This window comes from uncultured Nostoc sp. (assembly GCF_937863485.1).
Classification (GTDB): domain Bacteria; phylum Cyanobacteriota; class Cyanobacteriia; order Cyanobacteriales; family Nostocaceae; genus Nostoc.
Genome location: NZ_CALMFY010000024.1, coordinates 32,132 through 49,696 on the forward strand (window position 1 = coordinate 32,132; position 17,565 = coordinate 49,696).

Consider the following 17,565-nt stretch of genomic DNA (forward strand, 5'->3'; position numbering starts at 1 on the left):
CTTGTTGATATGGTTGCAAAGTTAATATTGTTGCAGTTGAGCTTCTGAGGGTGAATGTTGCACCTTTTATGCTGAAAGTTGCGGTTTAAAAGCTCAACTTTGGGGTTTGGTACTGGAAACGTCTATGCAATGTCTACGACGGGCTACGCCTACGCACCATGTTTCATTTTATTTTAGGTATAAGTGAGCGCTCATACTGCGCTAAATGAGTCTAAGAATCGAACCGCAGAGGCGCAGAGGACGCCGAGGAAGACAGAAGAGGGATCGTTAGCGCAGCTTATCGTACTCCTACTCTTAAGCAAGCTATGCGTAGCGTTCCATTGGCACAGCCTCTCGTAGAGAAGGAAAGGCATCGCTATTATATAACTGTGTATTTGCTTAATTTTGGCATCAGTCGTTAGGATAAGTTACAGGTCTAAAAATTATATCTACTGCTAGCAAAGATGAATATTGACCCTGTAGTTAATGCACTTAAAAGTATTGCTAAACCTGCGGCTTCTCTAGTTATTAATCAAGCTCAACGCAATGAAACTGTAGTCAGACTCTTAAAGGAATTCAAGTTTGACCCAGTACAACCACCTAAAGATGTTGATGGTGTTTATGTTTATTCTTTAATTGAGTATGGTGTAGATCAGCAGGAAGTACTGCTGAATCTTTTTCGAGAAAGAGAAATTAAAAATGCTTTTTGGAGTGCTTATACTTCAAATAATCCCTTGGGTTTTTATAAGGAAGTAGAAAAGTTTTTGCAGGGGAAGGATTCAGAATTTGATATCCGATTGAAGAGAATTGAACTGCGATCGCAGTTAGAAGAGTTTGGGGAAATATTTATTAAGGTTGCCAAAACAACTAAATCCAAAGAATTTGAGCCTTTCCCTGAATGGAATTTAGACGAGTATCCAGCAGAATTCAAGTCATTAATTAGAGAAAAAAATCGCTCGTTTTGCGGTCGTAAGTTTGTTTTTGACGCATTTAAACAATTTTGTGACAAAAATTGCAGTGGTTACTTTACAGTAGTGGGTGATGCAGGGATGGGGAAGAGTACCATTGCTGCTAAATACGTCTGGGACAATAAATCACCATGCTATTTTAATATTCGCTCCGATGGTCGCAATCGACCGGAGCTATTTCTTGAAAGTATTCGCAAACAATTAATTAAGCGTTACCAGTTGCAGAATGCCCAGAAGGCTAATTTAGCAGATTTACTAGAACAGGTTAGCAAAAAACTGACTGCTGGCGATCGTCTTGTAATTGTAGTTGATGCTTTGGATGAAGTGGAACAAGAAGCAGGGGGGAATCTTTTAGATTTACCACCGTCGCTTCCTGAAAATGTATATTTTGTGTTAACTAGACGACCCTATACTAGAGATAAAAAACGCTTGTCTACACCAGATGTCCCGGTAGAGGAGTTAGATTTAAGGGGAAGTCAGTATGTTAATTTGAGTCGTGAAGATATTAAAGAATATATTCGGTTTTTTTTGAATGGCGATCAAGACTATAAGAATGCACTTAGACAATGGATTAAAGACCGCAATATTTCTGAGAACGATTTTGTAGAGCAGGTAACAAATAAGAGTGAAAATAATTTCATGTACCTGCGCTATGTTTTGTCAGGAATTGCTAAGGGTGATTATAATGACCTGAATTTAAAGCAATTACCTGATGGTCTTCAGGACTATTATCAAGTTCATTGGGTACAGATGGGAATGGATGAGAAACCCCAAGTAGTAAAAGTATTTATCCTGTTTATTTTAGTGGAGATTGGCACACCAATTCCCTATGAGATGATAGCGGAGATTACTGAACAAGATGAATATGATGTGCAATCGCTTTTAAATGAGTGGGTTGAGTATTTGAAGTTGCAAGATATAGAGGGAGAAAAGTGCTACAGCATCTATCACACTAGTTTTTTAGACTTCTTGAAAGCACAAAGGGTTCTAGATTCCAAACGGAAGCTATTTCAAGAGGTTAATCAACGTATTGTGGACTACCTTGAAAGGAAGGTGGCGTGAGATGGAAAAATTAGCTGACAAGTTAGCAGCACAAAGTCCTGCTTTTCAACGTGCTTACTTGGGTAGTTTAGCGCCAAACTCGATGAAGTCGGGAAATTTGCAGAAGTATTACCAAACTCTGGCTGATTTTAATTTCCTAAGCGCAAAGATTAACCATCCTGAGTTTGGAGTGCAAGCGCTAATTGAAGATTATGATTTGGTTGACGATTTAGAGGTATTAGAAAACTCCAAATACAACCTGGAGAAAGTAAAGGCACTAAAATTTATCCAAGGAACACTGCAATTATCAGCGCATATTTTAGCAACGGATGAAAGACAATTAGCGAGTCAATTGTGGGGACGTTTATCAAGCCAGAAAATGCCAGAGGAAATTCAGGCATTATTGGCACAAGCAAAGCAAGTAATAAGTTTCCCCTGGTTGTGTCCATTGACTCCTAGCTTAATTTCACCAGGAGGACGCTTGCTACGTACCCTCACTGGTCATACTTCCGGGGTAAGTGGAGTCACCGTCACTTCTAATGGCTTGCAGGTGATTTCTGCTTCAATTGACTCCACCCTCAAAATCTGGAATCTAATAACAGGAGAAGAATTATTTACCCTTAAGGGTCACAATAACTCAGTAAATGCAGTTGTTGTCACCCCTGATGGTCAGAAGGTGATTTCTGCTTCCACAGATAAGACCCTCAAAGTCTGGAATCTAATAACAGGAGAAGAACTATTGACCCTCAATGGTCATAATGGCTGGGTAAATGCCGTTGTTGTCACCCCTGATGGTCAGCAGATAATTTCTGCTTCTAGAGACAAGACCCTTAAAATCTGGAACCTGAAATCTGGAAAACAACTATTGACCCTTAATAGTCATAAGGACTCGGTAAAAGCAGTTGCCATCACCCCCAATGGCCAGCAGATAATTTCCGCCTCCAATGACAAGACCCTCAAAATCTGGAATTTGGCAACCGGAGAAGAACTATTTTACGTTAATGTTCTTAATGACACTGTAAAACCAGTCACCTTCACACCCTATGGTCAGCAGTTAATTTCCGCTTCCTATGACTTCACTCTTAAAATCTGGAATTTGTCCGCAGAAGAAAAACTATTCACACTCAATAGTCATAAATACTCGGTAAATGCCGTCGCCATCACTGCTAATAGTCAACAGGTGATTTCTGCTTCTAAAGACAATACCCTTAAAGTTTGGAATTTGGCAACAAAAGAAGAAATACTTACTCTCAATGGACATAATGACTCAATAAATGCCGTCGCCATTACCCCTAATGGTAAACAGGTGATTTCTGCTTCCAGAGATAAAACTCTTAAAGTTTGGAATCTGGCAACAGGAGAAGAAATATTTACTTTCAGTGGTCATAATGACTCAGTACGTGCAGTAGCCGTCACCCCCAATGGTAAACAAGTAATTTCTGCTTCCAAAGAAAAGACACTCAAAATTTGGAATCTCGCAAAAGGAGAAGAAATATTTACACTCAATGGTCATAAATAATCAGTAAAAGCAGTCACAATAACTCCCAAAGGACAGCAGGAGATTTCTGCTTCTACAGACAAGACCCTTAAAGTGTGGAATCTGGCAACAGGAGAAGAACTATTAACTCTCAATGGTCATAATTTATCGATACGCACAGTAGCAGTCGCCCCCAATGGTAAACAGGTGATTTCTGCTTCCGATGACAAGACCCTCAAAATTTGGAGTCTCGCGACAGGAGAAGAACTATTGACCCTGAATGGTCATAACTTTTCAGTAAAAGCAGTCACCATTACTCCCAATGGACAGCAGGCGATTTCCACTTCTGATGATAGTACCCTCAAAATCTGGAGTATCGCAACAGGAGAATTCACTGCCACTTTCACAGGGGATAGTTCCATTAATTGCTGTGCAGTTGCACCAGACGGTATGACAATTGTGGCAGGCGAACAATCAGGTAGGGTGCATTTTTTGCGTCTTCAAGGGATGAGAGAAGAATCAGGGGAGAAGTAATTTTATCTGCCAAAGATTTCATTGACGGTAATATTAACATCGGGGAAAGCTTTAATTGATAAAGTTTGACCACTAGCGAACTTTTGCATATGCTGATATCTTGCGGCTGTAGGTTGTTGATAAACTTCCACAATTTGCTCGTTAATATCTACTAACCAAACTTCAATTATGTTTGCTTCTGCATATAAAGGAATTTTCTCTTCCCGGTCATACATCACAGTCGAATCAGATACTTCAATTAGTAAAAAAATATCCTGGGGTTGGGGGTGTGCAGTGGCGTAGAAATCATCACGGGGTTTAAGTAATGCGACATCTGGCTGAGGTTCTGAGTTATTGTTCAACGCGATCGGATTTTGAGCAGCAAGTATAACGCCTTTACCCAACAGCTGCACCAACAGATTAACAAGTCGATTTACACAAGCAGCGTGTTTTGTTCCAATCGGCGACATCTCAATAATCTCTCCCCGAATCAATTCCACCCGGTCATCCTCTGTGAGAATCCCCGACTCAACCATCTTATGATATTGCTCAACTGTGAATTTCCGTCTTAGCAATTGTACAGACATCGCCACCTCCACTGTTGCCTCATCTTTTAATTATTCTCCAAAATTATGAACTCACCACCCAAACCACCCACTGCAATCAATTCCAGAGGACATCCAACGGAGTTTGAGCAAATCATTCAACAAAAAAGCCACAACTTTGTCGGTCGTGAATTTGTTTTCACCGCTATTAACAATTTTCTCCACCGCCATAACCAGGGTTACTTCACTATCATTGGCGCACCCGGTAGCGGGAAAAGTGCCATTCTCGCCAAATATCTGACAAATAATCCTCAAGTTATTTATTACAATGCCGAACTTGAGGGTAAAAATCATGCTGACAAATTTCTCATAAATATCTGCACGCAACTCATTCATCAATACTCGCTTAATTACACCTCCCTCCCTGATAACGCCACAGAGGGAAGTTGGTTTTTCTCTAGTCTTCTCCAGCAAATCAGCGATGAGTTAGAACCTGATCAAAAACTGATAATTGCCATTGATGGGTTGAATTGCATTGACCGTAACAGCCAACCACCTGGTACAAATCTGTTTTATCTCCCCCGCTATCTCCCGGATGGGGTCTATTTCCTCCTCACTCGTAGACCTTTCTTGCGGGAGAAGTCGGGTTTATTAATTGAAACGCCGTCGCAAAGTCTTGATTTAGCAGATTATCCACAACAAAATCGCCAAGATATCCAAGCATATATTCAAAATTACCTAACCCCCCTTCCCTACGAGGGAAGGGGGGAACAAGATTGCTCCCCTCCCTTACAAGGGGAGGGGTTGGGGGAGAGGTCAAATCTTAAATCTTGGCTAAGTAATTACCAGATTAATGAGCAAGAATTCTCCGTAGATGCGGAGCAGCTTGCCGTTAGGCATCGCCTCACCACTTTAAGCGAAAATAATTTCATGTATCTCAGTCAGGTAATAAGTGCGATACCTTCTCTACGAGAGGCTACGCCAACGGTAAGCTTTCCTGCGGAACGCTGCGCGAACGCTAACGCAGAAAATTTCTACCCGGAACCTTTTCAGTACAATCAACTCCCGCCTGGTTTAGAAGCATATTATCAGCAGCATTTACACAAAATGATTCCACCCGAACAAGGGGCTGAGTTTAGCATAGATGTGTTAAATGTCTTAATCCAGCAGCAAAAAGCAATATCAGTGCATGCGATCGCACAAATCATTGATACTGATGAGTATGAAGTTGAGGAAGTGCTAGAAAATTGGCTAGAGTTCTTACAGCAACAACGAATCGCCTCAGAAACCCATTACAGTCTCTATCACTCCAACTTTCGAGACTGGCTAGGTAGATAAGCATTTAAAACCCTCTAAAAAATTTCCCTAACCCTCTCCATGCGACAACAAGCACTAGTTGTCCACGGCGACAAGCAGTAGTTGTCCAAGAAGCACTCTGAAATCCTTATTCTTTCGTCAATGCGCTCACAGCAAAAATTCTCTTGACAAGCATTAGTTGACCCAATGTAGAAATACTAGGCATTAGTTGACCAAAAGTAGTAACTTAATTTCTTCTTGGCTTTTGAAAGCAGCATCCTCAGATATCCTGTCCAAAGACAGAATAGGCTTGTCATCTGAATCAGCGTGACATAACCTAAAAGCAGTTTGCACAAAATTATACTTTCTAGCATTTGGTAGTTTAGAGGTTAGAAATTTAACGCTTCCTTTAAACCTCCAAAATTACGGTTAAGAAAAATGAATACATTACTTTTTCAAGCTCAACTTATAATGCTCCATTTATCTTTATTAGCTGCCGAAAGTGAAGTCAGAGAACTTAAACTCATCGCGCCATCAATAGCAAGTATGGCAGCATTACGCGGAGTTGCATTACATAAAGAGTTCGGCGGTGGTAAACATTTGACCTTAGCTGAGGCGATCGCACACGAAAAACCTCTGACCCTCGAAGATATTAATACAATGGTGGATTTTTTTGAGAAATTCAAACCAGACATGGACGATCCAGGGTGGTACAATCCTGAGAAACCCTCTGTAGGTTGGATTCGTTGGTCTCTCATGGGAGGCCAGTCTGGTAAAAACTGGTCACTAGACACCAAAAAGATGGTTGAAGAAGGTTTGAAAGATAAATCTATCAAAATAAAGACGCCGGAATAAATATACAGCAGGATAAATACTAAAGCTTCTAGTTTTTCTAGGTTGCTTTATTTGGCGATCGCAATTGGGAATACTAATATAAGTAAAGTTTTAAAATATACTTTAATGTCCTCAAGCGAAGCCTTCACCAGAACCGAATTAATAGACCCAGCTTTAGAACTAGCAGGATGGAACCTGAAAGACCCAAACCAGGTAGGGTTTGAAATTCCAGTGGATGGCTATGATGCAGAACCTTGGAACGGCATCACTGACTATTGCTTGTATCAGGCTAATGGTGAAGTAATAGCTGTAGTTGAGGCCAAACGACAAAGCCGCGATCCACGTATTGCTCAAACACAGGTAGAACATTACGTTACAGAAATAGAGAAGCATCAAAATTTTCGCCCTTTTGCATTTATGACGAATGGGCGAGAATTTTATTTTTGGGATGTAGGTAATTCTGCTAAAAGACAAGTTGCTGGCTTCTTCTCGCCAGCAGATTTGGAAAATTTACTCTACATCCGCCAGAATAAAATTTCGTTATTTAGTGCCAATTAATACCCTAATTGCACGTAGAAGCTATCAACAAGAGGCAATTCGGCGAGTATGTGAAACATTTGATGAGGGTCAGCGCCGCGCTTTGTTGATCATGGCGACGGGGACAGGGAAGACGCGCACCACAATGGCAATTATTGACCTGTTTCTCCAGGCGAACCAAAGCCGTAAGGTATTATTTGTTGCCGACCGTGATAATTTGGTAGACCAAGCTTTGACCGATGGTTTTAAGCCACATATCCCTCATGAGCCGTGCGATCGCATTTTCACCCACAATATCGATAAAACCAAAAGGCTTTACACTGCAACGCTACAAACTTTGGCACGATGTTATCAACAATTTACCCCAGCTTTTTTTGACCTGATTATTTTTGATGAAGCCCATCGGTCAATTTTTAACCGTTTTCAGGAGGTAATGGAGTACTTTGATGGGCGGATGATAGGGCTAACAGCGACTCCAGCAAGTTTTATTGACCGTAATACTTTTAACACCTTTCATCGCTTTGATGGTACGCCAACATTTCTCTACGAATATAAAAAAGCAGTTAATGAGAAGTATTTAGTAGACTTTAGCCCATATCAAGCCCAGACCAAATTTCAAAAAGAGGGAATTAAAGGGGCAACTCTCAGTGAAGAAGACCGCAATGCTTTGATAGAACAAGGTCTTGACCCTGATGACTTAGATTATTCAGGTACAGATTTAGAGAAGACTGTCAGTAATAGAGACACTCTGCGAAAGCAGTGGGAAGAAATTCTGGATGTTTGTCATAAAGATGAGTCTGGACAACTACCAGCGAAGACAATTGTCTTTGCACTGACTCAAGATCACGCTTTGCGGCTGTGTGAGGTGTTTGAAGAAATGTATCCCCAGTATTCGGATTTGGTACGGGTAATTACTCACAAAACTGAATACAAGGGAAAGCTGACAGGCAGATTCAAACATCAGGATATGCCTCGAATTGCTATTTCTGTGGATATGTTAGACACCGGAGTAGACATACCAGAGGTAATGAATCTGGTGTTTATGAAACCTGTGCAGTCTCAGATTAAACTCTGGCAGATGATTGGACGGGGAACTCGCAGCCAAGAGGCTTGTAGACATTTAGAATGGTTGCCAAATCACGCCAAGCAAGAGTTTTTGATTATCGACTTTTGGGAAAACGAATTTGAGGCGAAGCCACAAGAAGCAGTGGCACAAACTATTCCCGTACTCCAAAAGATTTTTAACACACGCTTGGATTTACTGGAGTTGTATTTGTTTGAGCAAGTATCACCAGACTGTCAAGCAGTAATTGCCAGCTTGCGCCAACAAATTACAGAAATTCCCACAGATGCTTTTACTGTTAAAAAGCAACTGAATCAAATTGAGGAAGCTTGGACAGATTCATTCTGGAGTTACATTACTCAAAATAAATTGAAATTTCTGCGGCTAAAAGTTGCCCCATTGCTGCGGTTTGTTCCAGGGGTAGATGTAGCAGCAGCAACTTTTACTAGCAAAGTTGAGCGTTTGAAAATGGAAATTCAGACGGAAGGAGCAACACCAAATACTTTACAATCCATTGCTGAAGATGTAAGTTGCTTACCAGATTTTGTGCATCAGGACACCCAAAAGCAAGGTGTGGTGAAGTTATGTCTGTCGTCTCGCTTGAAAAATGCAACGGCGGCTGAATTGAATCAGGTGATTGCCGCTTTAGCTGAACAGATGAAGAATCGACGGCAACGCCCCAGTATCTTTTTAGAATTAGACTTGCCTGATTTTGTCGAAACCCGTGGTTTTATCACTGTCGGTGAGGGTGGTGAGCAAGTATACGTGGAGGAGTACAAAAAAAGAGTTGAGGAAAAAATCACAGTAATCATTGAGAATCATCCAACTATCGCCTCTATTCGCCAAGGTGAAGCAGTAACGGATATGCAACTGATTGAGTTAGAGCGGACTTTGCGGAAAGGTTTGGATGGTGGTAATATTCAACTTTCGGAGTCTAATATTCGTAAAGCTTATGGGTTGAAGAAGGCTAGTTTTTTGGCATTTTTGAGGTATCTGCTGGAATTAGATGCGATTCCTGATTATGAGGAAGTAGTAAAGCGTCAGTTTGATGAATTTATTGGTCTACGCCAGTACAATGCGAATCAAATTAATTTCTTGCGGGCGGTGCAGAGTGTATTTTTACAAAAACGTAGGTTAGAAGTAGCTGATTTGTATGAGGGTACTTTGGCAAGGTTTGGGAGGAATGCTGTAGATAGATTATTTTCTGATGATGAGGTGAACAAGCTACTAACTTTTACAAAAAAATAGCAGCTTAAATGTTATATATAACCTTACTCTATTTATTACTAAATAAAAACATACAATACTTAAGTTTCAAAGTTAAAATGTAAACCAATGACTTCCTTGAACAAAATTATTAAGAATCGTTCCAAAAACCTATCAAAGAGCATCGAGAGTCTGGCAGAATCTAAAATACATCAAATAGCTGCTCTTAATTTATCCAATGAGTTTATCGGTTCTTATATCAATGCTATAAATTTAGACTGGTCAAATATTCCTATAGATTTTGATGATTTTGAAAAGACTGAATTTCATATTGTCGAAATGGCAGGTTTACTTATTGATGATAAATTTATTTTGTCTGTTACTGATCTGATGCAATCTGACAGAGATTTTACAAGACGAGATTTTAATTTTATTAAAATTAAAGCCTTTATGCAGAACCAGTTGTTTATTTCAATTATGGGTGAGGTAGAAGACTTTTTCTCAAAGTTGTTGTTGCTCGTTTTACAGGCTTATCCTGAAAAGCTTGGTGAGCAAAAACTCAAATTAAATGATATAGAGTGTAAATTTAAAAACTTTTTATGGATAAAGGCTAAAGAGAGACATCTTGCCTTTAATACCTCTGAAGAGATGATGCGAGAAATTGATAAGCAAATTGAAAAGTCGATTATGGAAATGATATATAAAGGTTCTGATGAATATATAAAGAAACTCAAAATATATGTCGAATCTAATAAAAATTTAGAAAGTTTTCTTTGGTGGTTTACACCACTGTATACAGAAATGAAGGCGCGGCGAAATGCAGGACTACATAATGGTTGGTATCGCAATGAAAAATATGATGAAATAGTAAAACCAATTAAAAATAAACTCAAAGATATTGAGAAAAATAAAGGAATAAAGTATCCTGTTTCCAAATTAGATTTTTTAGGAGTGGATTCAGATTATTTTCAGCAAACTTATAAAATATCCCGTCAAGTTATAGAAGAGTTTAGCTCTCATAGTATACAAGCTTTTAAAGTAATAAAAAAATCAAAATGCTAACTGATACTAATCTAAAATCAAAAGTAGATCAACTCTGGGATAAGCTATGGACTGGTGGCTTATCCAACCCAATGGATGCTATTGAGCAATTCTCCTTTTTACTCTTCCTGAAACGCTTAGACGAAGCTGAAGATTTAAGAGAACGCCAAGCCAAGCGCCGTAAACAAGAGGATTATCAGCCAGAAATCCCCTTAGAAATGCGTTGGCGACATTGGACACAGATGAAGGCTGATAATGCTTTAAGCCATATCAAAAATAAGGTTTTTCCCTGGTTGAAAGAAATAGGTAATCCTGAAAATCAGGAAGAAACCAATGAAATGGATAATTCGGAAAATCAGGAAGAAGCCAATGAAAATAAAAGTTCCTTCAGTCAGTATATGGAAACTGCGGAATTTAAAATTAATAAATCAAGTCTATTAATTGAAGCCTGCAAAGCCATTGATGAGATTAAAATCTCGGAACAAAATCAGGATGTACAGGGGGATTTGTATGAGTATTTATTATCAAAGCTGAGTATCGCCGGTAGGAATGGACAGTTTAGAACACCCCGCCATATTATCCAGATGATGGTGGAAATGGTGGAACCTAAACCCACTGATAGAATTGGCGATTTAGCAGCGGGTACTTGTGGGTTTCCAGTAAATGCTTATCAATATATTTTGGAAAAACACACCAGTCCAGAAATATTGTATAACGACAAAGGCCAAAAGCAGTTAGTTGGGGATATGCTCTCTCCTGAAGAGGCGGAATTTTTACAAACTCAGGCTTTGACTGCATACGATAATGATTCTGGAATGACGATGTTACGCATCGGTTCCATGAATTTAATGCTGCATGGTATTGACCATCCCCGGTTCTTTTATATGGATACACTTTCTAAATCTTTTGATGATGAAAAAAGCTTGGATTTAGTATTGATGAATCCGCCTTTTAAGGGAGCAGTTGATCCGGGTGATGCTCATTCAACTCTGGCGGGTAAAAGCAAAAAATCAGAATTGCTATTTTTGCACCTAATTCTGCGCGTCTTGGATATGGGTGGCAGATGTGCAGTAATTGTCCCGGATGGGGTGCTGTTTGGTTCCAGTAAGGCACACGTTGAAATTCGCAAGAAGATTATTGAAGAAAATCGCCTGGATGGGGTGGTTTCCATGCCTAGCGGGGTGTTTAAACCTTATGCCGGTGTGTCTACGGCGGTGCTGCTGTTTACTCGTGGGGGAACGACTGACCACATTTGGTTCTACGATATGGAGCATGATGGCTTTTCTCTGGATGATAAGCGCCAACCTGTAGCTGAGAACGATATTTCTGATATCCTGAATTGTTGGCGGCATCGGTTTGATGCTGATTTTATAACTCAAAACGAGGAACGGTTAGCTGAGTTAAAGATGCAAATTGTGCCTTTGAAAGTAAAACGTTTGCAACTGCACAAGGAAATTAATCGCTTGACGTTTGAAAATGCCGTTGCACCCGCCGATGATGAGTCAACGCGCATCGCTTTGGAAGCGGATAACCAACTATTGGCACAACTGCATGAACAGATGACACCCTTGCAAGCAGAAATTAATCAATTAAATCGTCAGTTTTGGGTAGTAAAGGCGCAGGTAAAAAGCAATAAATATGATTTGTCCGCAAGTCGTTATCGTCAGGTTGAGCAGGATGAGGCATTTTATGATTCGCCACAGGTAACACTGGAGAGGTTGTTGCAATTAGAACAAATGATGGCAGTAGAAGCAGAAGAAATTAAGCGTCAATTAATTTAGATAATGGATAAATAACAATTAAGAATGTCTACTCTACCTGCTACTACTTCCAAAAAATGGGCAAAAACAACAATAGGAGAGTCATTAAAACTCAAGAGTGGAGATTTTCTTAGTGCTGCCAATATGGATAAAACTGGTAAATATCCTGTTTACGGAGGAAACGGTATTACAGGTTATCACTCATCTTATCTATTTGAAGATAGAAAAATTGTTATAGGCAGAGTTGGACTTTACTGTGGTTCTGTACATTACACCCTACCATACTCGTGGATTACGGATAATGCACTTTACGTTTTTAAAAAAGATTCTCGCTTTTTAGATGAATATTTAATCTACGCCCTTCGCTCTGCCAATCTTAATCAATATGCAAGTCAATCAGGACAACCGCTCATTTCGGAAGGCAGGCTAGAAAATGTTGAAATTATCATACCTCCGATATTAGAACAAAAGCGAATTGTAACACTTTTAGAAAAAAGCGATCGCCTGCGACGTACCCGCCGCTACGCCCTACAACTCAGCAACACCTTCCTACAATCCGTCTTTTTGCAAATATTTGGCGATCCTATTAATAATCCAATGGGTTGGAATAAAAGCTTTTTAGATGAAATCAGTGAAGTTCAGGGTGGACTTCAACTTAGTAAAAAAAGAGATAATCTACCATTAAAGTTACCATATCTAAGAGTTGCTAATATTTATAGAAATCAACTTGAACTATCGCACATAAAGACTATAGGTTTAACAGAGGAAGAATTTAAACGTATCAAACTGCAAACAAATGATATTTTGATTGTTGAAGGACATGGTAATATTGAGGAAATTGGAAGATGTGCAATCTGGGATAACTCAATAAAAGATTGTGTACATCAAAATCATTTGATTCGTGTTCGTGTAAATACGAAAATTATTAACAATATATATCTCAGTCATTATATAAATAATTCAGGCGGTAAAAAATATTTTAATACATCAAGCAATACAACAAGTGGATTAAATACTATTAGCACTGGTATTGTAAAAAAGTGTATTGTTCCCCTTCCCCCCCCTTCCGCTCCAAGAAAAATTCGCCCAAATCGTCAAGGGAATGGGTAAGCCTTTATACTGGGAATCTTTGGAAAATTTAGGCAGTAAGTATCACAACGGATGTATCAACAAACTGAATTATGAAATTCTTTTCACTAACTATATATAGTAGTTTTATCTTTATTAGCTTCCAATTAAGTTAATTTCAATGCCTTAAATCAAACTGTAAATATTAATAGGTTTTTGATAAAAGACAGGTTAAATTTAATTGATTAAACAGTATATACAGTATTAACTATACAAACAGTATGAATTATATTCACAAACTTTGTTTGTTGTACTACACAGTAAAAGCAGTTTTCATAAGCTTCTTAGATAAAACTTTTTAAAATCAGTTATTTTATAATTCAATGTATTACTAATGTTAATTTTTTTGAACTAGGAGTAATTTATAATTTTTTTTCATGTTAGCTTTTACTTATGAACAAATAGCTCATTTAGAAAAAGTAGTTTATTTTTCAATGATCTGTGCCAAATTTATCTCACAGCTTTTAGCTCTTGATTTAAGGTAAGAGTCTAAATGTAATTGGATGCACTAACAAGTGGGTCTATCACTCCTTTTATCTTTCCTAATAAGGAATACAAAAGTCTAATAAACTTTATCTTTTATTTGGATTAGCTTTTGAGGCAATTAACGGTGAGAACAAGCTTAGAGATAGTGAAAATAGGAGCAGGAACTTGCGTATCATTTTAGGTTTGGAGAAGAGCCAAACTCACAAGCAAGATAAATTGTCAACTAAGGAAAGTATCGAACAGAAAAAAAATTTTAAATCTAATAATACAAAACCATTCCAACGTAATCCTAAACGTGATCGGCTAGGAGACCAATAAGTATGAACAGCAATGAGCTTCAAGCAATTGGGTTATGTGATTTACAAGAACCAACTATTCCTCCACGCAGCCGCCTCTACAATTTAAAGCCAGTTGGTATCGGAACGCCTGAGGTAGAAAGCCTAACAGGCTACATTGTCCGATTAGCTGAAGAGCATTGTGTACCTACGGGAATATTAGTCTTGAGCGAGCTTGTACCATTGCTCAAAGAAGGATACATCTTCAATAGTAAAGATGGAGGGCTAGAGAAAAGTTTTACTAGTCAGACAAAGACTTTGAATGGAATGGGTAGCTGGGCTTTAAAATTAATTAAAACCCTTGAATCATTAACTCTACGTAATGACTTGCGTTTACTAACAATGCTCAATTGGGTGGAAATAATTCCTCCAAGGAACTTGCTCCGCTCTCTCAGGGCTTGGTGTCCAAGCTGTTACGAAAATTGGCGTGTAACTGAACAGACAGTCTATGAACCACTCCTTTGGTCACTAAAGGAAGTTACGATTTGTCTGCATCATCATCAGCGTCTCTGTACAGAGTGTCCATACTGTCACAAAGACAACAGGCTATTGGCTTGGCGCTCAAGACCAGGTTGTTGTTCAAAATGCGGAGAGTGGCTTGGAATTTCTGCAAATGTTGAATCACCAAACAGTATAAAACTGACAGAAGATGAACTAAATTGGCAAATATGGGTTACAAATAATCTTGGAGATTTAATAGCTGCTACACCATATTTATCTCCGCCACCTAAAGAAAAAATTTATGAAATGCTTTCTGGTTATGTCAATGTCCTTGCACATGGCAATATAGCTGCATTTGCAAAAAAGCTAGGGATAAATAGAACTCAAACCCATAGATGGTGTGTGGGAAAAACCTTGCCAGCAATCGACACACTTCTGCAAATTTGTTTCCAACTTGAAATATCGCTGCTCGATTTTCTTACTAAAGAAGAAATTAACGTAGATTCTAGCAAGATAATCACACAAACTCAGAATAAACCAAGTAAGGAAGGTACTTACCAATTAAACACCTCGACAGAAGTACTACACGCATTGGAAACTGCCCTCACTAAAAGCCCACCACCATCCCTAGTAGAAATTGCTGAATGGCTTGGGTATAAAAAAACTAGTGCTTTGTATTATTATTCTTCAGATTTGTGTAAAATTATAGCAACGCGACATAGTGAGTATGAAAAAGCTCAAAGGCTAGAAAAATTACAGCGTTTATTGGAAGAATTGCTTGCAGCTAACGAGTATCCACCACCATCTATGCAGGAGGTTGCCAAGCGTTTTGGTAAAAAATCTGTACATAGCCTAGATAAACATTTTCCAGACCTATGCAGTGCAATTTCAGCACGATACGCTAATTATCGCCAAGAAAGCCGAACAAAACGAGTAGAAAAATTGCGTCAGGAAGTTCGGAAAGTTGCGTTTCAGCTTCATTCGGAAGAAATAGAACCTACTGCTAGCAGAATTTCAGTTTTTTTAAAAAGTCCTGGTTCGATACTCCAAAAAGATGTTGTTGAAGCAGTATGCGAAGTACGGCGCGAACTCGGCTGGGAAAAATGAGGTAATTCTTCGGGGAATACTAGATATAGATACTGACTTTTCACGGTAAGTCCCAAAACCGAGAAACAGTATGACTTTTTCTAAGCCCTAATTCTCAATAGATTTGGGTTAATAAAAATACCTAACAGAAAAATTAGGGCTTAGGAAACCCTCCAAATGACCTTTTCTACATGCTGTGAAAAGTCAAGTATAGGGAAACTACCAACATTATAAAACTTACATGTGTTGAAACACAGTGTGGCTGAGGTGTAATTTATTCAAGGTGAAAAAGTTTAGGAGCAAATGTGCTAACTAAATACGAGTTGTGGAATTTGAAGCTACCTTTGATCCCGCCGCGTAGCCATCTGTACCACATAGAACCTGTCGGCATCGGCACACCTTTAGTAGAAAGTCTGACAGGCTATGTTTCTCGATTGGCTGAGGCACATTGCTTACCTCCGGGAGTGTTGATGGAAAGAGAACTGACCTCAGTTTTTAATAAGACATATGGAAGTAATAATTTACACAAAATATATCCTTTTACAGGAGCGCTAAATGGCACGGGCGTCATGGCTGCTGACTTGCGTCAAGCTCTTCAAATCTTGACTCTACGCAATGATCTTCAGTTTTTGACATTGCTAACTTGGTCTGAACTACTCCCGTCTAGGAATTTGCTTCGTTCTATCAAGGCTTGGTGTCCAACTTGTTACGAAGAACGACGCACAACTAATCAATTAGTTTTCGAGCATTTACTTTGGTCGCTGGATGTAGTTAAAGTTTGCCCGCATCACCAGCAAAAGTTGAGTCAAAAGTGTCCTCATTGCTGTCAGACAAATTACGTTTTGGCTTGGCGATCGCGACCAGGATACTGCTCTAAATGCTTGAAGTGGCTTGGAATGCCATTGGAAACTCAAATAAGCGATCACCAAAATTTACAAGAGCATGATTTACAGTTTGAAATATGGATCGCACGAAGTGTAGGTGAGTTGCTTGCTAAAGCCCCATATTTGACACCTTTGCCATTAAAAGACAGCATTGCTAAAGCATTGTGCAGTTACGTATCTCAAGTTGCTGAGGGAAATGTAGCTGCATTTGCTCGCCAGCTTCAGATACCCAGAAATACGGTATGGGTTTGGTGTAAAGGTGAGAATCAACCTTCAATCAAGGCACTTTTACAAATTTGTTACTGCCTGAAAATCTCTGTACTGGATTTCTTAATACAAGGAGTAAAATCTGCAAATTCTTTTCAAGCAGTGCGACTACTACCACTTCAATCAAAACCCCAGACCAGGGCAAGTGCAAAGTCTTTTGATGCTAACAAAGTACAACAAAATCTAGAAGCAGTGCTTGAAAGTAATGATTCCCCATCACCATCAATGGAAGAGGTTGCTAGGCGTTTGGAATGCGACAGAAGAACTATTTGTAGGCATTTTCCAAGTTTATGTCATGCCATCTCTGCCAAATACCTCAACGATAGAAAGGCGGTTCTTTTGAGAAATGTACAGCAGTCTTGCGATGAAGTTCGACGAATTGCCCTAAGTTTACACAATCAGGGAGCATATCCGTCTGAAGCTCGCGTTTCAGAACAGATGAGTATGCCAGGATACTTAAGATACAGAGAAGTTCGTACAGCATTGCAAGACATACAATGCCAATTAGGCAAATGCTAACTTAAATTTACTTCGAGCCATCGATCAATCATTTCTTCTAAGCTTTTCCTTGCCTTTCCTCTCCCTCTCTTTTGTGCGACAATTGACAAGCATTAGTTGTCCTTTGAGAACAACAAGCATAAAGTGACCTTTTTGGACAACTAGTGCTTGTTGTCGCAT

The 17,565-nt window shown here is 39.1% G+C and carries 12 protein-coding genes and 1 pseudogene; 12 read left to right on the top strand and 1 reads right to left on the bottom strand.

Translation table 11 applies throughout. The features are described 5' to 3' along the window. The first annotated feature begins 443 nt into the window (after window positions 1–443). The 3 genes and pseudogenes from Q0541_RS03785 to Q0541_RS03795 all read left to right on the top strand — a co-directional run bounded on the left by Q0541_RS03785 (window position 444) and on the right by Q0541_RS03795 (window position 3,999). A complete protein-coding gene (locus Q0541_RS03785) occupies window positions 444–2,009 on the top strand; it encodes an NACHT domain-containing protein (RefSeq protein ID WP_298905742.1) in 1,566 nt (521 codons plus the stop codon). Window positions 2,010–2,367: 358 nt separating this feature from the next. After that, window positions 2,368–3,576 (top strand): annotated as a pseudogene (locus tag Q0541_RS03790) (WD40 repeat domain-containing protein); the annotation flags it as partial. A 3-nt stretch (window positions 3,577–3,579) separates the two neighbouring features. Next, window positions 3,580–3,999 (top strand): hypothetical protein, encoded by a 420-nt coding sequence (locus tag Q0541_RS03795; protein WP_298905748.1) that lies wholly within the window; start codon window positions 3,580–3,582, stop codon window positions 3,997–3,999. A gap of 2 nt (window positions 4,000–4,001) precedes the next feature. On the opposite strand, the gene Q0541_RS03800 is transcribed toward Q0541_RS03795, so the two are convergent. Then, window positions 4,002–4,565: a Uma2 family endonuclease gene (locus Q0541_RS03800; protein WP_298905751.1), complete on the bottom strand. Its 564-nt coding sequence runs from the start codon at window positions 4,563–4,565 to the stop codon at window positions 4,002–4,004. Between the two features lie 45 nt (window positions 4,566–4,610). Here Q0541_RS03800 and Q0541_RS03805 point away from each other — a divergent pair, with 45 nt between their 5' ends. The 9 genes from Q0541_RS03805 (at window position 4,611) to Q0541_RS03845 (ending at window position 17,406) form a co-directional block, all read left to right on the top strand. Continuing rightward, complete coding sequence (locus tag Q0541_RS03805) at window positions 4,611–5,861, top strand: ATP-binding protein (RefSeq protein ID WP_298905753.1); 1,251 nt, start codon at window positions 4,611–4,613, stop codon at window positions 5,859–5,861. Window positions 5,862–6,257: 396 nt separating this feature from the next. After that, window positions 6,258–6,674, top strand: coding sequence for a hypothetical protein (locus Q0541_RS03810; RefSeq protein WP_298905755.1), 417 nt, complete (start codon window positions 6,258–6,260; stop codon window positions 6,672–6,674). Window positions 6,675–6,779: 105 nt separating this feature from the next. Next, window positions 6,780–7,211: a type I restriction endonuclease gene (locus Q0541_RS03815; RefSeq protein ID WP_298905758.1), complete on the top strand. Its 432-nt coding sequence runs from the start codon at window positions 6,780–6,782 to the stop codon at window positions 7,209–7,211. After that, on the top strand, window positions 7,201–9,501 hold the full coding sequence (locus Q0541_RS03820) for a DEAD/DEAH box helicase family protein (RefSeq protein WP_298905761.1): 2,301 nt from the start codon (window positions 7,201–7,203) through the stop codon (window positions 9,499–9,501). The genes Q0541_RS03815 and Q0541_RS03820 overlap by 11 nt, the downstream gene beginning before the upstream one ends. Before the next feature lie 87 nt (window positions 9,502–9,588). Then, window positions 9,589–10,521, top strand: coding sequence for a hypothetical protein (locus Q0541_RS03825; protein ID WP_298905763.1), 933 nt, complete (start codon window positions 9,589–9,591; stop codon window positions 10,519–10,521). After that, a complete protein-coding gene (locus Q0541_RS03830; RefSeq protein ID WP_298905766.1) occupies window positions 10,515–12,281 on the top strand; it encodes an N-6 DNA methylase in 1,767 nt (588 codons plus the stop codon). Before Q0541_RS03825 ends, Q0541_RS03830 begins: the two co-directional genes overlap by 7 nt. A gap of 24 nt (window positions 12,282–12,305) precedes the next feature. After that, complete coding sequence (locus Q0541_RS03835) at window positions 12,306–13,370, top strand: restriction endonuclease subunit S (RefSeq protein ID WP_298905768.1); 1,065 nt, start codon at window positions 12,306–12,308, stop codon at window positions 13,368–13,370. Between the two features lie 824 nt (window positions 13,371–14,194). Continuing rightward, window positions 14,195–15,757 (top strand): helix-turn-helix domain-containing protein, encoded by a 1,563-nt coding sequence (locus Q0541_RS03840; RefSeq protein WP_298905771.1) that lies wholly within the window; start codon window positions 14,195–14,197, stop codon window positions 15,755–15,757. Between the two features lie 284 nt (window positions 15,758–16,041). Then, window positions 16,042–17,406, top strand: coding sequence for a TniQ family protein (locus Q0541_RS03845; RefSeq protein ID WP_298905774.1), 1,365 nt, complete (start codon window positions 16,042–16,044; stop codon window positions 17,404–17,406). Window positions 17,407–17,565: the final 159 nt, after the last annotated feature.